The organism is Sphingorhabdus lutea (assembly GCF_001889025.1).
Taxonomy (GTDB): Bacteria; Pseudomonadota; Alphaproteobacteria; order Sphingomonadales; family Sphingomonadaceae; genus Sphingorhabdus_B; species Sphingorhabdus_B lutea.
In genome coordinates, this window is record NZ_CP018154.1 from 1,872,833 (window position 1) to 1,890,127 (window position 17,295).

Sequence of the window (17,295 nt, forward strand, 5' to 3'; positions counted from 1 at the left end):
GAAATTAACAAATGGGCCTGAAATGGCCTTCTGTTCCTTTTTTATTGCCCTTTACGAAGCTATTTTTATCGCCGCAAGAGGCTTGGTAAACACATCTAATCAAATTGTTTCTTTTCATCAATTGAGAGTATGAATGTCATCAGCAAAATAAACTTAAAAGAATTTCCAGTAAAGAAACTAAAATTAGTGCTGATAAACTTACCTATGTTGTTTAATTCCGGGAAATAATCGGCCACAGCAAAATAATCTATCCATATAGCATAATAATCAATCCATATAATAATGAGGAAAAAAGCAAAAAGGACAAAATAATTTGGTAGATTTCTGGCCAATATCTCGTAACGAACCAATAAAAATAATATGATATGAAATATTGAGACTGTTATGAATTGAGCATTTTCAGATATAAGTGGAGTCATTAGAATAGGCCCCAAAGAGAATGTCATTATAAATATGGCGAACATCCTAACATCGGTGATAAACTGTTCATCAATTCTACGCATTTACCTAACTCCGCATGTGCCAGATGAAACTAATGAAATCGGCAAGCCTTGACCAATCACACAAAAATATAATTAAGCAAAATGAGATATATACCTAGGAGGATTAGTAAACCAATATAAAAGCCCAAAGAGATCAAAATTGCTTTTATAATATTATCAAGCACCCGTTTTGGAGTAATTTTCATTATATTTATCCAATTTTCATTTAAACTAGATATTTTAGTCCCAATAAATTGGCCCTGTAATATACTCTTGAATCCAAAGATATATTGCAAACAATATTCCCCCCACAATCTGAATAGCGAAGCAGTACAAAATACCTTTACCTATAATTTTCAGCATGTTTTTAATTGTATATTTCATCTCTACATTCCTTGTGCATTATCAAATGCTGTTCTGGATGGGCCTTTGGGAATGAAAATGGCTGTGTATACATCCTGCCTCTTCCGCATAAATATCTAATATATATAGATATCTGTCATTATAGTATAATAATCAATATGATATGCGAAAACCATACCTAAAAAATATATAAAACAGGGTAAATGCTACTCCGTGCCCAAAGCCAACCAAAGGCCACCGCTTTTTAAGGCGGACATATAAAAAACACTGGTTCGCTTTTATACGCAATTTTGCGGCATTATGTCGCAAAATAACCGATTCGCAGACTCCACGAATCGCGCTGATTTCCGTAAGAAATTGGTATGGGTAAAAGCAATCTACAAGCATCGCTGGAGAAGAAATACGCCGTCTGGAGCGGCGAACTTCTCGAAGTTCAAAAAAGCATCACGAAGATCGAGGAGTCACATGCCGAGTTGTCGGTATTGCGGTCGCGTGCAACCAGGCTTGAAGATCTTGTGAGCAACGCCAAGAACATTTTCTTTGAGGTTAACCCCGAATGGGATGCTGAACAAATCAAGCCAATCCGACCAGGCCGATACGCCCTGCCTTTTGAGATAGGGACAGTTTCGAAGGATTGCATGACGATCCTCCGTGAAAATGACAGGCCTATGCCTTCACGAGAAATTGGCAAAATGATCCTTGAGCGTCATAATATAGCTGATGCTGACTGGCAGCTTGTGGATCGAGTGCGCGGCGCTGTCGACGCTTGCATGCGCTCCCGCCGCGATAAATATGTCAAAGGCGAAGGCGAATATCCGATATATTGGTCGATCATCCCAGCCTGAAAATCAGCGGCCTAAATTCAATGCCCTGATCAGTTCCGCCTTGTCGGGATCAGCGCAGTTATCGGAGCCCTGACGCTGCCAATACCCTTTCAGACGCCTCGATATCGGTGATGCCAGAGCATTTGAAAGTATCATTCCGAACAAATCACCGTTTGGCCGGCGCTTATTTTCCTCTCTCCATGCCATCTCACTGGCATAGTAACTGGTATAGCCTCTGCCGATACTGTTATAGACGCCCCGTTCGGCTCGACGCATTCTTGAGAAAAAGCTTTCGGCTTGGTTTGTGCAAGCGATGCCGTCGGAGTAGCTCTTGGAATGATTGATCCGCTTGGTATCGAAATAGCCGTGCAGTGAGTCATACTGACTCGCTTCATCAGCATGGACAATACTGCCCTGTTTTACCAACTTACGCATGATCGGGACCGCATCGCCTTCCTTGCTTAGATGAAAGGTGCGGACACGGGCGGGTCTATCGCGCGCTTCATCTTCGCGTTCGCGCACCACGACGATCAATCGCTTTTTAGCTAGCTGCTCAGCTTTGGATGCCGCGCGCAAGCCTTCCCAATTGACAGGGTCATTAGCAATGCGCTTTGGCTTTCCGCCGAATACCGCGCCATCGACTTCTACGACACCATCGAGCTCATCGAAATCATCGTGGTTATCAATGCCCATTGCTTCGCGAAGCTTGTGGGCCAGCACCCACGCTGTTTTATATTCTACCTTGATTTCACGTTGCAGACGCAGTGCCGCCACGCCCAACACGCCGTTGGTGAAGATAGCGATCGCCTCAAGGATTTTGCGGAATTTCAGTTTGCGGCTTGCAAATATGGTTCCGCTGGTAACAGAAAACTGTGTCCGGCATTTCGCGACAGAGCATTTCCATTTTCGGTCAGCAATCAGAACCCAATGTTTTTCTGATCCGCATTTGGGACAAACCGGTCTGCCCTTGGTGGAGATCCAGCGGATACGCTTGAACTTCGCATAAGCGCGCTCTTCTGACATGCTAAAGACCGAACGCAACGAGAGCGTTTTGGCTTTAGAGGAAAGGAGGAAATGTTGCGCCATATGGTGATCTGCATCATCATATATGGTGATGTTTATAGATTGTCCAGCATTATATCATCATATATGATGATGCCTGCCATTACAGCCGGTGATAGAAGTTTTGCAGTTTGAAATTTCCGTCCTATAAGATCGGCATGACAGAGAAAAACCAAAAGCCCGAAGAAGCCCATCCAAGCGAGAAATCCTGGGAAGAGCTCGTCAAGAATATTTTGCGCGCTGAAATGATGCGGAGGGGCGTGTCTTACGCTGTCCTGGCCGAGCGTCTTGCAGCCTACGGTATTGAGGATAATGAACTCAATTTGCGGAATAAAGTCAGTCGAGGTCGGTTTACGGCTGTTTTTCTCGCGCAGTGCCTAAAGGCACTCGACGTTGAATGGATCAATTTGTCGGCATCTCTAGATGATGCGACGGGCAAGAGTGGAGCACAAACCTTGGCGCGCGGACCATCAAAACCATCAGAATAAAAATAGCGCATTTGGGTAAATTCAATTTCCGTCCTAAAACATAGGTTATTGCAAACTCTACCATTCTTTAGGAATCGGATACATGACGCGTGAAGTAAATGCTCAGAGCAGTATGTTCGCCAGCCTTACCTGGAAGCATACCGACGGTCTTTGGGAAGGCTTCAAGATTGCCTTGCCTTTTACGCTGTTACGTCGGCTTGGTTGTGTTCTTGAACCTACGACTTTTCTTAATGAAGGTAAGAAGGCCGTGGGAATACTAACCAATATTATCGACGACTTCCTGAAATCAGGCGAGAAGCTTGATTTATACTCGCTTTCGGTTGAATAGTGGGACAATGACAAAAAAAATCACAGCCAATCAAATAACCGGTGAAATCGGCGAGAATGAGGTTCGAGGCCGTTTTTTAACCTTGGGTTGGCAGTTTGATGGTCGGTCCAGACTGGAAGCCGGCATTGATGGTATAGCCGAAGTCATGAACGAGGGTCAGCCAATGGCCCGTATGATTGCAGTGCAGATAAAATCCACGAAGGAAGGAAAATACACTTCCGAAACTGATTCTGGATTTACCTACCTTCTGCGCCCTCAGGATCTTGCATATTGGAGAGGATCAAACCTGCCTGTCGTCGTAGTATTTTTTAGGCAATCTGATCGTAGTTTTTATTGGAAGGAGGTGTCTCGCGACGCTGACCCAGGCGAGCGGCGACTGAATATAGACAAAGCTGCTGACGTTCTTGACGATAGCACCGTGAACAAACTGGCGGCGCTAACAGTGCCCAAGACAGGTCTGGGATATTATGTCCCGCCTCTTGGTGGTGGTGAAGACGCTTTGGTAAACATACTTCCAATTACACTTCCCAAAGAAATGTATATTTCTTCCACGCCATATACGCCAGCAAAAGCCATTGCAGTGATGCTTGATGGGGACGGTCCCAAGCGCTTCGACTGGGTAATTAATGGAGGCATATTCTGGTCATTTCATGACCCACGGGCATCGTTATGCGCAAACATAGTGGATGGCGATCAGGTAGAGGCCGTCGATACTGAAGACCTTGCGCTGCATGACGAAGTGGATGAGCAAAATAAGTTTAGCTACTTGCTCCGCCAAGCGCTCCGGCATCAAACTGATGAGGATCTTGGCTGGAACAAAGATCATAAAGCGCTCTATTTCAGAGCAACAGAAACGAATATGCCTCGAAATTTTGCATATACGTCATCTAAAAAGAAAACCGACGCGGATGTTGTCAGCGTTTTTATGGACTCCAAAAACAAGGAAAGGGTATCTTTCGTTCGCCATCATGCCTTCAGTCCTCGTTTCGAACTTATGGGAGATCAGTGGTATCTGATCGTTACCCCTACCTATCATTTTACGACAAATGGGTATTACCCGCATCAATTCGCCGCTCCGCTTTTATCAGGGAAAAAGCGTCTGGATAAAAGCGCGGCTCTGCGCGGGCAGGTTATCATGTGGCATCGCTTTCTCACTGAAGGCGATCGCGTAGCCGAACGCAATGCGAACGATCTATTCGGTGGCGTTGAAATGGCTGAGGCCTATTTGAAATTTGGCGAACCTCCCTCAATACATCTGGACATTAGAGTTCCAGAAGATGGATGGGTGACGGAAAAAAAGAAAGAAGACCCCATTCTTGATGAAGGGCTGTTTTCAGATGTCATTTAAAACCCGCATCTTCGACGAACCAGAATTGGAGTTCGGCGATCACCATCATCATCAGGATCCCCGACTTGGCCTGTCCGAAGCGGGCCCTCTTCAAGCGTTTCTTGGTGATGTTATTAAGATAGGCGTCGTAGGTAGCTCAAAGACAATCGAAGACACTCGAAAATTCATTGAAACTGTCAGTAGTGGTATTGATGGCAAAAGTGAAAAACATCCAAACATGCACCCGCCTTTCCCTGGTCTTGGAAATCAAAGCCCCTATCGTTGTCGTTTCCAAATCGAAGACGGTGCGACCGCTGCCCTATCCAAGAGCAAGTTAGACAAAATTGCTAAGGAGCCCGACCATAATCGCGCGGTTGAAATGGCGGTAAATGAGATCGTTGGTGAGTTACAAGCTATGGATGACGGTGGCAGCCGGCCCGATGTTGCTGTCATAGCGCTGCCTGTAAGGCTTCTGGAGCGCGTCTGGAACGCAAAAGTGGATACCCGGAGCACGACCGAGAAATCAGATAGCAGCGGTTCTGATGCGCCTAATTTTCGGGGGATGTTGAAAGCCAGAGCAATGGGATTGAGTTTTCCGATCCAAATAGTCTGGGAAGACGTAATAGACGATAAGGTCGCTATTCCGCAAAAAGTAAAAGAAAGCAGCTCTCGGAAGATCCAAGATATCGCTGGCCGCACATGGAATCTCATGACTAGCCTCTATTACAAAGGGAGCGGACGCATTCCTTGGCGCCGAATGCCGTTGGAAGGCGAGTTCTCATCTTGCTATGTCGGAATAAGCTTTTACCGGGAAGTGGGCGGACAGCAGCTCTTCACAAGTGCAGCTCAGATGTTTGACGAGCGTGGTCGCGGCTTTATTTTGAAGGGCCGCCGCGCCCAGACAGAGAGCCGGGGTCGGCACCCATATATGGCTTATGAAGATGCCAAAGAAATCATCGAAAACGTTCTCGCCGCATACAAAGTCCATCATAAAACTCTCCCGGCTCGCGTTTTCGTATTGAAAACTTCCCGCTTCAAAGACGAGGAGGCTGATGGAATCATTGCAGCACTGGATGAGGCAGGCACTGAATTGCATGATTTGGTTTGGGTTCAAGAGTCCTATACGGCGAGGATTCTGCGTGATGGAAATTATCCAGTTTTACGCGGAACTTTTGTCGACCTTCATGGAAAAGGATTGCTCTATACTGGGGGTAGCATGCCTTACTACGGGACCTATCCAGGCCAATATGATCCAAACCCACTTTTGCTTTGCCCCCATCCCAGCAGCGAAAGCACCGTTTCGCAAATCGCCGAAGAGGTTTTTTCCTTAACAAAGGTGAATTGGAATTCGACCCAAATGAATCAGAGGCTGCCAATTCCAATAAGAGCCGCGAGAAAAGTTGGAGAAGTTTTGAAGTATGTCAGAGATGGTGATGTAGTGAGCGCTGACTATCGGAAATACATTTAGTTAAAACCTTAATGAAGGTAAGCAGGCAATGGGAATACTGATAAATATTATCTACGATACCGTGACATCTAGCGATAAGCTGGATTTAGATGCGTTGACGGTGGATTGAGCTGATGGTCACGCAAACGGAAAGTAGAACGCTCCGCCGCAAAGATGGTAGCACAATCATGTTTAGCGTTGATGAGTTTGTCGATCGCATTTGCGGCACTGATTGCTGTTTTATTTGCGGTGAAGCCCGAGGGAATGTGAAGTTTAATGATGAGCACATAATACCGCGATGGGTGCTCAAGCGATATGGTCTCTTCGACAGAAACATAACGCTGCCCAATGGAAAACAGCACAAGTATGGCACATATAAGATGCCGTGCTGTAAAGAATGCAACAGCCTTCTTGGAAAGTTGATTGAAGATCCGATGAGGGAGATGCTTGCGGGAGGATTTGATGCAGTAAACATTCAACTGCGCGATCCTAAAAACGGGCCCCTGCGAATTAAGGCGCTCTATGCGTGGCTCTGCCTCCTATTCATTAAAACGCACCTCAAAGACCGTATGTTACGCGAACACCTCAATTATAACAAAGGTAAAGCGAAGATCGCCGATCAATACATTTGGGAAATGCAGCATCATATCCATTGTGTCGCACGAATGCCCTATGTGCGAGGTGATATTGGACCTGAAGTGATCGGGACGCTTCTGTGGTATCGCATCAAAGACGAAATGATGGTCGATCAATTCGATTATTTCGATCTGACTAACGATCAGACTGTCGTTCTTAGGTTAGGAGATGTGGGCCTCATCGCTGTTCTAACCGATGCCGGCGCGGCTAAGCATGCATTGAAAAATATTATCATGGAAACCGCTGGACAGACTCTGACAATGGTTCAGTTGCGCGAACTAGCGGCAAGACTAGCGCTAGCCAGTCGTCAACTCATCAACAAGCCCAATTTTTTTACCGCCGTTGACAGGCGTGACAATCAGGAAAATGTGCGAATATGTGCAGAGCGCGCAGCAACAGCAAATTTTGAAGCTATTGACTATGACCAGCTGGGCGAAATTATGCTTTTTTCCTTGGAAGGATTTATCGATAACTTAGACATCGGCGTTGCAGTGGACCGAGAGGAAAAGCGCGAACGGATTCGGCGCGGAGATTGTAGCTTCATTTTTGATGAAAACATGAAGTTCATGAATAGAACTTTTCTCAAGCCAGTGAAAAGCGCACCTGCATAAAAAGCAGTTTTTAATCCAATGATTTCAAATTTTTATAACGCTCATTGGTTCTTTTGCGCCATAATGCCGCAATTTTGGTGCACCCAACTGGATTCGAACCAGTGGCCCCCAGATTAGGAATCTGATGCTCTATCCTGCTGAGCTATGGGTGCATTTATTTATGCTGCGCTAATATATGGGGCGGATATGGTCAAGCATATCGTTTTAAAAGCTATATTTAATTTTTAATATTATCAGGAATGACGGGATATAATAAGGGCGCAACATCTATCCCCTCATCCACCAATTCGGCGACATCCTTTTCTGCTGCCTTGCCATAAATGGGCCGATGTTCCTTATCTCCATAATATATGGCGCGGGCCTCATCACAAAATTTATCCCCCACCCATTCCGATTTGGCGAGCAATTTATTTTGCGCTTCAGAAATCTTTGATATAAAATCTTTATATTCAGGCTGCTGCAAAACAGTCAATAATTGCTCAACCTTGCCCAAATCCGGCGCGTTAACCGCCTGCCCCGATCCTTGGTTTGTTTTTTCATTTTCGGTCCAATTTGATGCAATATCTTGCGAAACAGCCGCCTTTGCCATGCCTGCATCGGCTGCCAAGCTATTTTTAGCTGCGCCAATATTTACAGCTGCCTTTTGATTGGATTTTAATCCAATATTGGGCGCCATGACTGCCTTTTTTACCGATGGGTCGCCACATATGGGGCACGCAATCATCGAACGCGCCAATTGCGCTTCATAATCATGTTGTGATTTAAACCAACCTTCAAATTTATGTTGGCCATTTTCACATTGCAGATCAAAAACAATCATTATCAACCAATGCCTAAAATGGCGTCCAATTTACCCTGACGATCCAATAAATTGACATCGTCAAAACCACCATAGGGCGTATCATTGATGAAAATTTGCGGAACGGTGCGCCCACCATTGGAACGGGTAATCATTTCATTTTTTTTGTCCGCGTCCATGCTGATTTCATATTCGGTATATTTAATATTTTTACCGTCCAATAAAGATTTGGCGCGGGCACAATATGGGCAAAAGCCCTTGGTATAAATTTCGACTTTAATTTCTTTTTCCATATTGTTTATGTGGATATCTGCGCCATCAATGTCAAGCGGCGCTCATCACTCTGGCCCAACTTAATAATATAATATTTTTCGCCCCTGCCTTTAACAATGTTTTGGCGCAGGCGCGGCTGGTTGCGCCAGATGTCAAAACATCGTCAATTAAGATTATGGTTGCGCCAGCCAATTTTGCTCGATGTGCCTTATTTATTTCAAATGCCCTGCCCACCATTTCACCACGCTGTTTACCGCTCATGCCTTTTAATGATTTTGTTGCCACCCGCCTTTTTAAGATAAATGGATCATATTTTTGCCCAGTAATCGTCGATAAATGCTGCGCAATTAAAGCAGATTGATTATATGTCCGGCGCAACATCCGCGTCCAATGCAGCGGCACAGGCACCAATAATGCTTCCTCACCCTCTTGCTCGGCATATTTGGCCAATTGCCGCGCCATCAACACCGCCATGCCAATTTGCCCCGCATATTTAAGGCGCATGACCATTTTTCCCGTCATATCATTATATTGCACCGCCGCCCTTATCCTTTCAAAAATAGGCGGGTCGGTTAAACATTTGCCGCATTTTTGCGCTTCCTCACTGGGAAATGGCAATGGCATGGCGCATATATCGCAATAGGGCGGGGTTAGGAATTTAACATCCTGCCAACATGAGGTGCAAAGTGCAAAAGGATCTGAAACAATAATGCCGCATGAAAAACAACGTGACGGCAATATCGTATCGATAATTTTATTTATCATCATGCCGCCCCTTAATTTTGAATATTTATGCTTTTATAAATTAAAATGACAAGCGTAAAACTTGTCCTATTCAATTAAAAAGGGCATTGAGGGATTATGAATAATGCCGCCACACAACAAAAAATATTTCATATAAAACGCCGTCAGGCAAAATGTGAACGCGCCGCGATGATGGAGAAATTAACGGGCGAGATTCCATTTTTATGGCAATATCTGGCCGATGAAATTGCTGATCGTATTATGATGGTTGATCGCAAATTGGCTAAAATCCTGCTGATTGGACCGGCAGCGCATTTAATATCACGGCAGAATAAATTGCCGCCCTGTGCCTATATCCGCGAAATTCACCTGGCCGCGACAAATATATATGACGCGCAATTTTATGATATAAAAATAATTGGTGATGATGTCATCAATTGGCCAGATAGAAATTATGATTTAATCGTCACCGCCGGCTTTGCCGATAGTGTGGATGACCTGCCCGGGCATTTAATCCAATTGCGACATTTATTAAAAGCAGATGGTTTATTATTATGCAGCCTATTTGGTTCAGGCAGCCTGCATACACTCAAACAAATATTGTTAAACAGCAATGATCGGCAATCTGTTATGCGCTGTCACCCGCAAATTGAGCTTCGCTCCGCTGCCGATTTATTAACGCGGACCGGCTTTGCCCTGCCCGTGGCGGATAGCGATATAGTCCAGATACGCTATTCAAAATTCAAAACCTTAATCCGCGATATTCGCGCCCATGGCCTGGGCAATAGCCTTCATCAACCCATATATCCCATTACACGCAGTGAATATGCCAATATATTATCCTTGTGGAATTCATTGGCGGTCAAGGATGGCAGGGTAAGCGAAAATTTCGCCTTCATCCATCTTTCCGGTTGGGCGCCAGATGACAGTCAGCCAAAACCTGCGGCAAGGGGCAGCGGCAAAATATCCCTTCATGATGCCTTAAATAAAAAATAACCCTATTTTTGCAGAAATTTTACCAGAGGAATATCTGCAGGAGGCATTTTTAATTCATCCATTTCATGCGGGAAAAACCATCCGGTTTCCAAGCTTTCGGTCGCAATTACCTCGCCATTCCATTTATGAACATCAAATAATAATAAAATGAGATGCTTTGCTTTACCTGCAATTTTTACCGGTAAAATTTCACTTGCAAAGGTAATGGGCGCAATATCTTCAACCCTTACATGGATGCTTAACTCTTCATAAAGCTCCCGCGCCAATGCTATTTCGGGTGTTTCCCCGGCATCAATTTTGCCCCCTGGAAACTCCCAAAGGCCTGCTAAATTTTTGTTTTCAGGTCTTTTTTGCAAAAACACCCTTCCCTTGTCATCGCGCATCACGGCGGCGACCACCCATAAACTTGTCGGATTTTTTTCCATTTACTCACTTCTTCGAAAGTATTTGTTAACTTTTTTGTGTGAAAAAGAGCTTGTTCGCAACCAAATTAATCATTCGGGACATAAATTAAATGTACAAGTTTTTTAAAAATTTGCTGAATGATGAGGCGGGAGCAACAGCTGTGGAATATGGCTTAATTTTATCTTTGGTGGTTATTGCAATTTTGACTGCAATGTCATCGGTTGGCTCTAAAACTGGCGGTATGTGGGATCGGGTTTCAAACAAAATCTTATCTTCAACCAATGAAGTGAAATAGGTGTTAATCTTTTCTTAGGAAATAAAGAGTAAGTTGAGTTGTTGGTTTTAAAAAAGTTCGCGTTTTGAATTGTTTAAAGCCGGGTGTTAATTTTGAATCTAAATACGGAGACCTAAAATGAAAATGTTTAAAAAAATCTTCAAAAACGAAGAAGGCGCGACTGCAATTGAATATGGCTTGATCGCTGCTCTTATCGCTGTTGCTGCAATTACTGCAATGCAATCTTTGGGTGACAACCTGAACAACACATTCGGCACCGTAAGCAACGCTCTTTAATAAAGCGTTGGCTTTATAGCCGATTGTTCGGACATCTCCGAACTGACAAGATAAAGGGTGGTAATCATATGATTGCCGCCTTTTTCTTATGCATGGGATAATCAAAAAAATGACGCTATAGTTAAATAGCGCCATCTTATTTTTAAAAATATATAAAGTTAAAAAGTAACAATTTTAACCTTTTGCCCTGTTTGCAATTGGCTGTTCGAATTTAAACCGTTCAGAACCAAAAAACGCTCATATTGGTTGTTTTCATAGGCCATTTTTGTTGCAACACTTGCCATGCTATCCCCGCGTTTGACAGTATAAATGTCAATTTTGCGCGGTTTCACTGCATTGGCCTGCGCCAAGGTCATTTTTTCAAAGCTGTTAATCATGCTGACAAATGGGTCGCTATTGACCGGGGTCAGCGTGACAAAGTGAAAAGCCTGATTATTTGAAAATTCATATGCTGTCACCGTCACATTGACTTGGCCGCTATTGGTGCTGGCCACACCGGATGCAGAAAAAACATTAAATCCATTTCTGCTAAATTCAGCAACCTGACCATAATTTATGGTCTGATCGCCCGAAACTGCCTTAAATGCCGCCTGAATATAGCTTGCTTTATTGCCGCTATACGCCTGTGTCGTGAACATTGCCCGGGCAGAGCTGCCATTGATGAACACCGCATTATTGGTATTTTCAATTCCATATCCGGTCGGCGCCGTAAATTGAAAACGCAATTCAGGGTGCATGAATTTTTGTCCCTCAACAATCCCTTGCTTTGGGTCATCACCATAAAGCATGCCGTCAATCGCCCTTAAATGACCATCGGCATTACGATAGGTTGATGCACCATATTTACCGCCATTTTTCGCGGCGCGCACCACTCTTTTGGCGGGGTCAGGGTGAGTCGATGCCCATTCGGGAACTTGATTGCTGCTTTTACCCGCAATACGCGCGTCCAAACTTGTTTGAAGGGCCAAAGATGACAACATATCGGACAATGCCATGGGATCATATCCGGCTTTGCTTAAATATTCTATGCCCAAATCATCGGCTTCTTCTTCTTGTTTACGTGAATATTTTAATGTGAGAACCTGCGCCAATGCGCCGGAATATTCGCGTGCCAAGCCACCAAATGCACCCAGTAAACCGCCGCTATTTCCCAATAATCCGCCCGCTACTTGGCCAAGGACGCCCAAAATTGCATTGCGAGTCGCCGCACTTTGGCGTTTTTTGCTGTGCCGCGCCGCTACATGGCCAACCTCATGCCCCAAAACACCGGCCATTTCGGCCTCGCTATTGCAAAGCGCGACCAATTGACGGGTGATATAAATATATCCGCCGGGAATCGCGAAGGCATTATTGACCGGAGAATTTAAAAAAGTGACGGTAAAATCATTTTCCGAATTTGCCAGCCCCGATTGGAATGCAATTTTTTGCCCCGTATCAACGACATATTTTGTTTGCGGACTTTCCCACGCGCCGCCAAATTCATTTAAAATTTGTGGATGATATTCTGCGCCCTGTGCCTTTTCCTTATCGGTAATCAATTGCACGGTTTTGTTTTTGCTACTTTTCGCCTCAACGGGCTGTGACATTGTGGTGCAAGAGCCCAAAAATGTAGCCGAACCCAATAATAATAATGCGACTTTTTTTGACATGAAATATTCCTCATCTTTAACAAAAACATATTGTTTAACCATATTATGCAATTTGCATCGGCAAAAGGCAAATATAGCGAAGAAAAATCATGTAAAATAATATTTCGGCCAAGCATTCCTTGGCCAAGATGATATAAGTTTATTTTATTTAAGTGCCAAAAAGCACTTTATAAATTTCCTAAAGCCAAATATTTTTCACGGCGCACCTGTAACAAACGCTTTGGCCCTAATTTCTCCAAATCGGTCAAATGTTTATTTATCGCAACGCGAATATAATTTGATGCCATATCATGATCACGATGCGCCCCGCCCACCGGTTCTTGGATAATATCATCAATGACGCCCAATTGCTTTAAATCCGCCGACGTCACCTTCATTGCTTGCGCTGCATCGGCGGCCTTATCGGCTGTGCGCCATAAAATAGATGCGCAGCCTTCTGGCGAAATAACCGAATAAACCGCATGCTCCAACATTAACACACGGTCCGCCGCGGCAAGGGCAACCGCACCGCCCGAACCACCTTCACCCACAATAATGGAAACCATTGGCACACCAAGCGACAGGCATTTTTGCGTTGAACGCGCAATTGCCTCTGCCTGCCCCCGCTCCTCTGCCTGAACCCCGGGAAATGCGCCCGATGTATCTACCAAAGAAATAATGGGAAGGCCAAATTTATCGGCCAAATCCATCAATCTTATGGCCTTGCGATATCCTTCAGGTTTGCCCATGCCAAAATTATGGCGCAGCCTGCTTTCTGTATCATCGCCCTTTTCATGGCCAATAACCATGACGCGCCGTTCACCAAATTTGGCAAATCCACCAATAATCGCCTGATCATCGCCAAATGCTCTGTCCCCCGCCAATGGCATAAAATCTTCGAAAAGGGATAAAATTAAATGCTTAAAATGTGGCCGTTCGGCATGACGCGCCACCTGCGTTTTTTGCCAAGGCGTCAATTTGGCGTAGGTTTCGGCCAAACTTTTATCTGCCTTTGCTCTTAACCTTGCGATTTCCGCGCTCATGTCCACATCGCTTTGTTCTGCGGTGTCCTGCAACTCTGCTATACGGCCTTCTATCGCGGCTATTTGCTTTTCAAAATCAAGATAAATTGTCATTTTTTTGACTTAGTCTCTCTATCGCCGTGGGTCAACGATTCTGCACATGGACAATATAGAATTTATCTGGATCCATAAATTTGGAACATCATCATCTGGCTAAATCTTTGTTAATGGATGGCGTAAATTCACCAATTCGACCAATTTTTCATTATCAACATGGGTGTATATTTCGGTTGTCGATATATCCGCATGGCCAAGCATAAGCTGTAACGCACGCAAATTTGCCCCGCCGGATAATAAATGCGTGGCAAAGGCATGGCGCAATATGTGCGGGCTTATCAATTGGGGCGCAATACCCACATTTTTGGCCAATGTTTTCAACATTTGGAAAATACGAATGCGGCTGATATGACTGCCGCGTGAGGGGAATAAATAAATGCTATCGGGCGGCAAAAAATAACGCCATTTTGCAATCGCCAAATTTGCACGGTCTGAAATAGGAACTAATCTCTCCTTATCACCCTTGCCCCTTATGATGATAAAGGGTTGTTCTTGACGAAATCCATCGGCCCTAATCGCAATTAACTCGCTGACCCGCAGGCCAGAACCATATAATAATTCAACGATGGCAAGCAGGCGATAATCATGCGGTTTAGCATTTTCATCCTGCACAATTTTTTCCATATAATCGAACAATATATTTAATTGTTCATGCTCCAATATTTTGGGTAATGGCCGCGTCATTTTTGGTTTTGGCAGGGCGGAGCTGGGATCGTCATCGCAAATCCCCTCATCCTGTAAAAAGGCGAAAAACCCGCGATAAGTCGAACATTTCCGCGCCATGGAAGATGCGGATAATGCGGCCCAATGCTCTGCCAATTGTGCCAAATGATGTTTTTTAATATCGGCCAAATATATGTTAAATATCACACCTAACTCGGCCAAATCGCGGCGATATGCCAATATGCTATTTTTCGAAACACCGCGCTCCGCGCTCATCATTTCAATATAATTTTGAATCAATAATTGGTTTTGGGAACTGGATTGTTCCCAAAAAGATATCGTCTCGGCGGATGTTTTGGGCATGATATTATGCGCGGGTAACTGCCTCAGCGGCGATCATTCGTGCCTCCGCCTCTCGGCCCACCTGTGTTAATGCGCGCACAATATAATAAAGCTGAAAAGGGGGGATTTGTTTCCAACTGCGCCCCTGAAGCCCCGCCGCCGCGATAATCGCCACACTGCCTGCCTCGCCGCGCTTTGCCGCAGCATCAATTGCCTGTGTCCATTTATTTTGTTTAAATATCGGCAGCTCAACCGCGCCCTCCATCGCCTTTGCATCTGCCATGTTCATCCGACCAAGCCCCGCCAATCCTGCGGTTAAAAAGGCGGTTTTTAAGGATTTTTCGCTGTCATCATCGCTTAAAAAATCATCCACATTTGACTCGCTAACCTCTCCCAATGATTGGGGGGAAGAAAGCTGAATCAATCCCCAGCCAAGGCTGCCTACATCGACCAAAGATGCCCAACGCGCGGCCTGTTTATCCAACCCGGCGGTCAACATGGATGCAATTAAATTGTCGGCATCCCCGCTATAGGATGATGAAACCGGCACCAAAGCAGCTGCTCTGGCGGTTAAAACCATCATGCCATATCGGTCATTTTCATTTTTTGCCGATTTCCAAAACTCGTTCATCGCGCCCAATCGGGTGGACATATTATTGGCGACATAGGCCGTTTCCAATCGATCGGCCAATGCCTTGCTGGCCTCGCTTGCCTCCCCATCAGAAGTAAGGATAGAGCTGTATAAATCTACCATTGCATGATTGGAAATAGTGCCCAGTGCCGCCGCGCTGGCCGATTTTTCAACACGTTTATCAATAGGTATCATGGGTGCTAATAATTCCCAGCCCGCTGTATGACGACCCATTTTTTGCATCAAATTATCCGGCGGATAAATACCCACCGATATCGCCGTGCCAAAACGCCACGCATTTAATGCATCAACCTTTGCCCATTCAATTTTAACCGCGCCGCCGCCCCCTTTGCCAAGGCCAACCAGCCTTTCGGCGAGCAAATAATCAACGCCGCGCGCCCATCTTTGTGACCTTGCTTGGTTCATTAAAATTTTGGCGCGTCCTTGCTCCCCGGCAAGCGAGGCACAAATGGGGCGAGCCATTTTCCATGTTGGCGCGTCCACTTGCTTATATGCGCTATCGACAAGTGAGCAACTGCCTGCAATATCTCCATTGGCCAAATAAATGGGCATGGCGACTTGATATAATCTTTTCGTAGCATCAGTGGAATCGACCTGCTGAATTAACCTGCGGGCCAAATCCGCCTCCCCCATGCGAAGCAGCAACCACGCACGATCACCCGCCAAATCTGCGCCATTTATGTCCGATGGTGTTGCGGTCCTGCTGACCAATAGGCGCCGGGTCATGATGGTACCCCAGCGAGAAACCAGCGGGCCATTTATTTTATTGATGATATTTTGCAGTGATTTTCCGGTCAATGCGCCATATGCACCGCGGGGAAAACCGCCTTTTTCTTCAGTAAAAAATCCAATGGCGGCCAGCGAACGGCGCGCAGAGGGCGGCGCGTCAAAGGTAAGGGGCGCTTCTTCTAAAGCATCGCCTTCTTCTTCCTCTGCCTTTTCATTATCGGGCAAATCAGATGATGCCGCCGCATTTGCCTGCGCTGCGGAATTATTAGAAGGAATATTATTAGAAGGAATATTATTCGATGGCGCAGCGTTTACCGGCGGCGAATTTGATGGCGCAGCCTTTGGCGCAGAGGGCGCATTTTGATTTGGCGTAGGATTTGATTTCGGCGCAGAAGGCGGCGTGTTTGTGGGCGCGGGCGCGCGCTTACCCAATCCGGGGGGTAAAATAGATTCGGGCCGTTCCTGTCCAATTGCGGGTATCGCCGCGGCAAGAGCAAGGACAGAAGCCCCTAAAATAATGACATGTGGCCGACCAACCTTCATTTACTGCTTCCCATATCATTATTTAATTCAACTGGAATATTTTGCTCTGCAACGGGTTTTTCCCCACCCATCCAATATAAACCGCCTAAAATAGCCGCGACAACCGCGATAAAAATAATGATTGGGGCCAGGCCTGAGTTTTTCTTACGACGTTGCACGCATTCATCCTTATTCTTTTTAATTATGCTCTTTTAACAATATTTTCAAAAATAGCTTAAAAAAATTATCATTTATCTTCACTAG

General features: G+C 45.2%; 19 protein-coding genes and 1 tRNA gene. 9 read left to right on the forward strand and 11 right to left on the reverse strand.

The window, feature by feature from the left end:
• Positions 1-1,207: 1,207 nt before the first annotated feature.
• The gene (locus tag LPB140_RS08920; protein ID WP_072559532.1) at positions 1,208-1,690 is read left to right on the forward strand and encodes a hypothetical protein; all 483 of its coding nucleotides are present in this window, start codon (positions 1,208-1,210) and stop codon (positions 1,688-1,690) included.
• Between the two features lie 3 nt (positions 1,691-1,693).
• Here the strand turns inward: LPB140_RS08920 and LPB140_RS08925 are convergent, their stop codons facing one another.
• Positions 1,694-2,755, reverse strand: coding sequence for an IS1595 family transposase (locus LPB140_RS08925; RefSeq protein ID WP_072559533.1), 1,062 nt, complete (start codon positions 2,753-2,755; stop codon positions 1,694-1,696).
• A gap of 134 nt (positions 2,756-2,889) precedes the next feature.
• On the opposite strand from LPB140_RS08925, the gene LPB140_RS08930 reads away from it, so the two are divergent.
• From LPB140_RS08930 to LPB140_RS08950, 5 genes are all read left to right on the forward strand, one after another.
• Positions 2,890-3,219, forward strand: a complete 330-nt coding sequence (locus LPB140_RS08930; RefSeq protein ID WP_072560731.1) for a DUF6471 domain-containing protein — start codon at positions 2,890-2,892, stop codon at positions 3,217-3,219.
• Between the two features lie 82 nt (positions 3,220-3,301).
• Positions 3,302-3,547 carry a hypothetical protein gene (locus LPB140_RS08935; protein WP_072559534.1) on the forward strand — a complete coding sequence of 82 codons (246 nt, stop codon included), beginning with the start codon at positions 3,302-3,304 and terminating at the stop codon, positions 3,545-3,547.
• Between the two features lie 7 nt (positions 3,548-3,554).
• Positions 3,555-4,895 (forward strand): DUF4365 domain-containing protein, encoded by a 1,341-nt coding sequence (locus LPB140_RS08940; protein ID WP_072559535.1) that lies wholly within the window; start codon positions 3,555-3,557, stop codon positions 4,893-4,895.
• The gene (locus LPB140_RS08945) at positions 4,885-6,342 is read left to right on the forward strand and encodes an argonaute/piwi family protein (protein ID WP_072559536.1); all 1,458 of its coding nucleotides are present in this window, start codon (positions 4,885-4,887) and stop codon (positions 6,340-6,342) included. The genes LPB140_RS08940 and LPB140_RS08945 overlap by 11 nt, the downstream gene beginning before the upstream one ends.
• A gap of 167 nt (positions 6,343-6,509) precedes the next feature.
• Positions 6,510-7,568: a hypothetical protein gene (locus tag LPB140_RS08950; protein WP_072559537.1), complete on the forward strand. Its 1,059-nt coding sequence runs from the start codon at positions 6,510-6,512 to the stop codon at positions 7,566-7,568.
• A gap of 75 nt (positions 7,569-7,643) precedes the next feature.
• Here LPB140_RS08950 and LPB140_RS08955 read toward each other — a convergent pair.
• The 4 genes from LPB140_RS08955 to LPB140_RS08970 form a co-directional block, all read right to left on the reverse strand.
• A tRNA-Arg gene (locus LPB140_RS08955) sits at positions 7,644-7,720 on the reverse strand.
• 65 nt (positions 7,721-7,785) lie between these two features.
• Positions 7,786-8,388 (reverse strand): DUF1178 family protein, encoded by a 603-nt coding sequence (locus LPB140_RS08960; RefSeq protein WP_072559538.1) that lies wholly within the window; start codon positions 8,386-8,388, stop codon positions 7,786-7,788.
• Positions 8,389-8,390: 2 nt separating this feature from the next.
• Positions 8,391-8,660 carry a glutaredoxin 3 gene (gene grxC, locus LPB140_RS08965; RefSeq protein ID WP_072559539.1) on the reverse strand — a complete coding sequence of 90 codons (270 nt, stop codon included), beginning with the start codon at positions 8,658-8,660 and terminating at the stop codon, positions 8,391-8,393.
• A 31-nt stretch (positions 8,661-8,691) separates the two neighbouring features.
• Positions 8,692-9,408: a ComF family protein gene (locus LPB140_RS08970; RefSeq protein ID WP_072559540.1), complete on the reverse strand. Its 717-nt coding sequence runs from the start codon at positions 9,406-9,408 to the stop codon at positions 8,692-8,694.
• Between the two features lie 93 nt (positions 9,409-9,501).
• On the opposite strand from LPB140_RS08970, the gene LPB140_RS08975 reads away from it, so the two are divergent.
• Positions 9,502-10,380 carry a hypothetical protein gene (locus tag LPB140_RS08975; protein WP_072559541.1) on the forward strand — a complete coding sequence of 293 codons (879 nt, stop codon included), beginning with the start codon at positions 9,502-9,504 and terminating at the stop codon, positions 10,378-10,380.
• Between the two features lie 2 nt (positions 10,381-10,382).
• On the opposite strand, the gene LPB140_RS08980 is transcribed toward LPB140_RS08975, so the two are convergent.
• A complete protein-coding gene (locus tag LPB140_RS08980; RefSeq protein WP_072559542.1) occupies positions 10,383-10,805 on the reverse strand; it encodes a (deoxy)nucleoside triphosphate pyrophosphohydrolase in 423 nt (140 codons plus the stop codon).
• Positions 10,806-10,894: 89 nt separating this feature from the next.
• Between LPB140_RS08980 and LPB140_RS08985 the strand changes: the two genes are divergently transcribed.
• Positions 10,895-11,080 (forward strand): Flp family type IVb pilin, encoded by a 186-nt coding sequence (locus LPB140_RS08985; RefSeq protein WP_072559543.1) that lies wholly within the window; start codon positions 10,895-10,897, stop codon positions 11,078-11,080.
• A gap of 117 nt (positions 11,081-11,197) precedes the next feature.
• On the forward strand, positions 11,198-11,356 hold the full coding sequence (locus LPB140_RS08990) for a Flp family type IVb pilin (protein ID WP_072559544.1): 159 nt from the start codon (positions 11,198-11,200) through the stop codon (positions 11,354-11,356).
• Positions 11,357-11,514: 158 nt separating this feature from the next.
• Here the strand turns inward: LPB140_RS08990 and LPB140_RS08995 are convergent, their stop codons facing one another.
• The 5 genes from LPB140_RS08995 to LPB140_RS12385 all read right to left on the reverse strand — a co-directional run bounded on the left by LPB140_RS08995 (position 11,515) and on the right by LPB140_RS12385 (position 17,210).
• Positions 11,515-13,005: a M48 family metalloprotease gene (locus tag LPB140_RS08995; protein ID WP_083550580.1), complete on the reverse strand. Its 1,491-nt coding sequence runs from the start codon at positions 13,003-13,005 to the stop codon at positions 11,515-11,517.
• A gap of 167 nt (positions 13,006-13,172) precedes the next feature.
• The gene (locus LPB140_RS09000; RefSeq protein ID WP_072559545.1) at positions 13,173-14,120 is read right to left on the reverse strand and encodes an acetyl-CoA carboxylase carboxyltransferase subunit alpha; all 948 of its coding nucleotides are present in this window, start codon (positions 14,118-14,120) and stop codon (positions 13,173-13,175) included.
• A gap of 99 nt (positions 14,121-14,219) precedes the next feature.
• Complete coding sequence (locus LPB140_RS09005; RefSeq protein ID WP_072559546.1) at positions 14,220-15,149, reverse strand: tyrosine recombinase; 930 nt, start codon at positions 15,147-15,149, stop codon at positions 14,220-14,222.
• Between the two features lie 4 nt (positions 15,150-15,153).
• On the reverse strand, positions 15,154-17,052 hold the full coding sequence (locus tag LPB140_RS09010) for a hypothetical protein (RefSeq protein WP_072559547.1): 1,899 nt from the start codon (positions 17,050-17,052) through the stop codon (positions 15,154-15,156).
• Positions 17,049-17,210, reverse strand: coding sequence for a hypothetical protein (locus tag LPB140_RS12385; RefSeq protein ID WP_156874182.1), 162 nt, complete (start codon positions 17,208-17,210; stop codon positions 17,049-17,051). Before LPB140_RS12385 ends, LPB140_RS09010 begins: the two co-directional genes overlap by 4 nt.
• Positions 17,211-17,295: the final 85 nt, after the last annotated feature.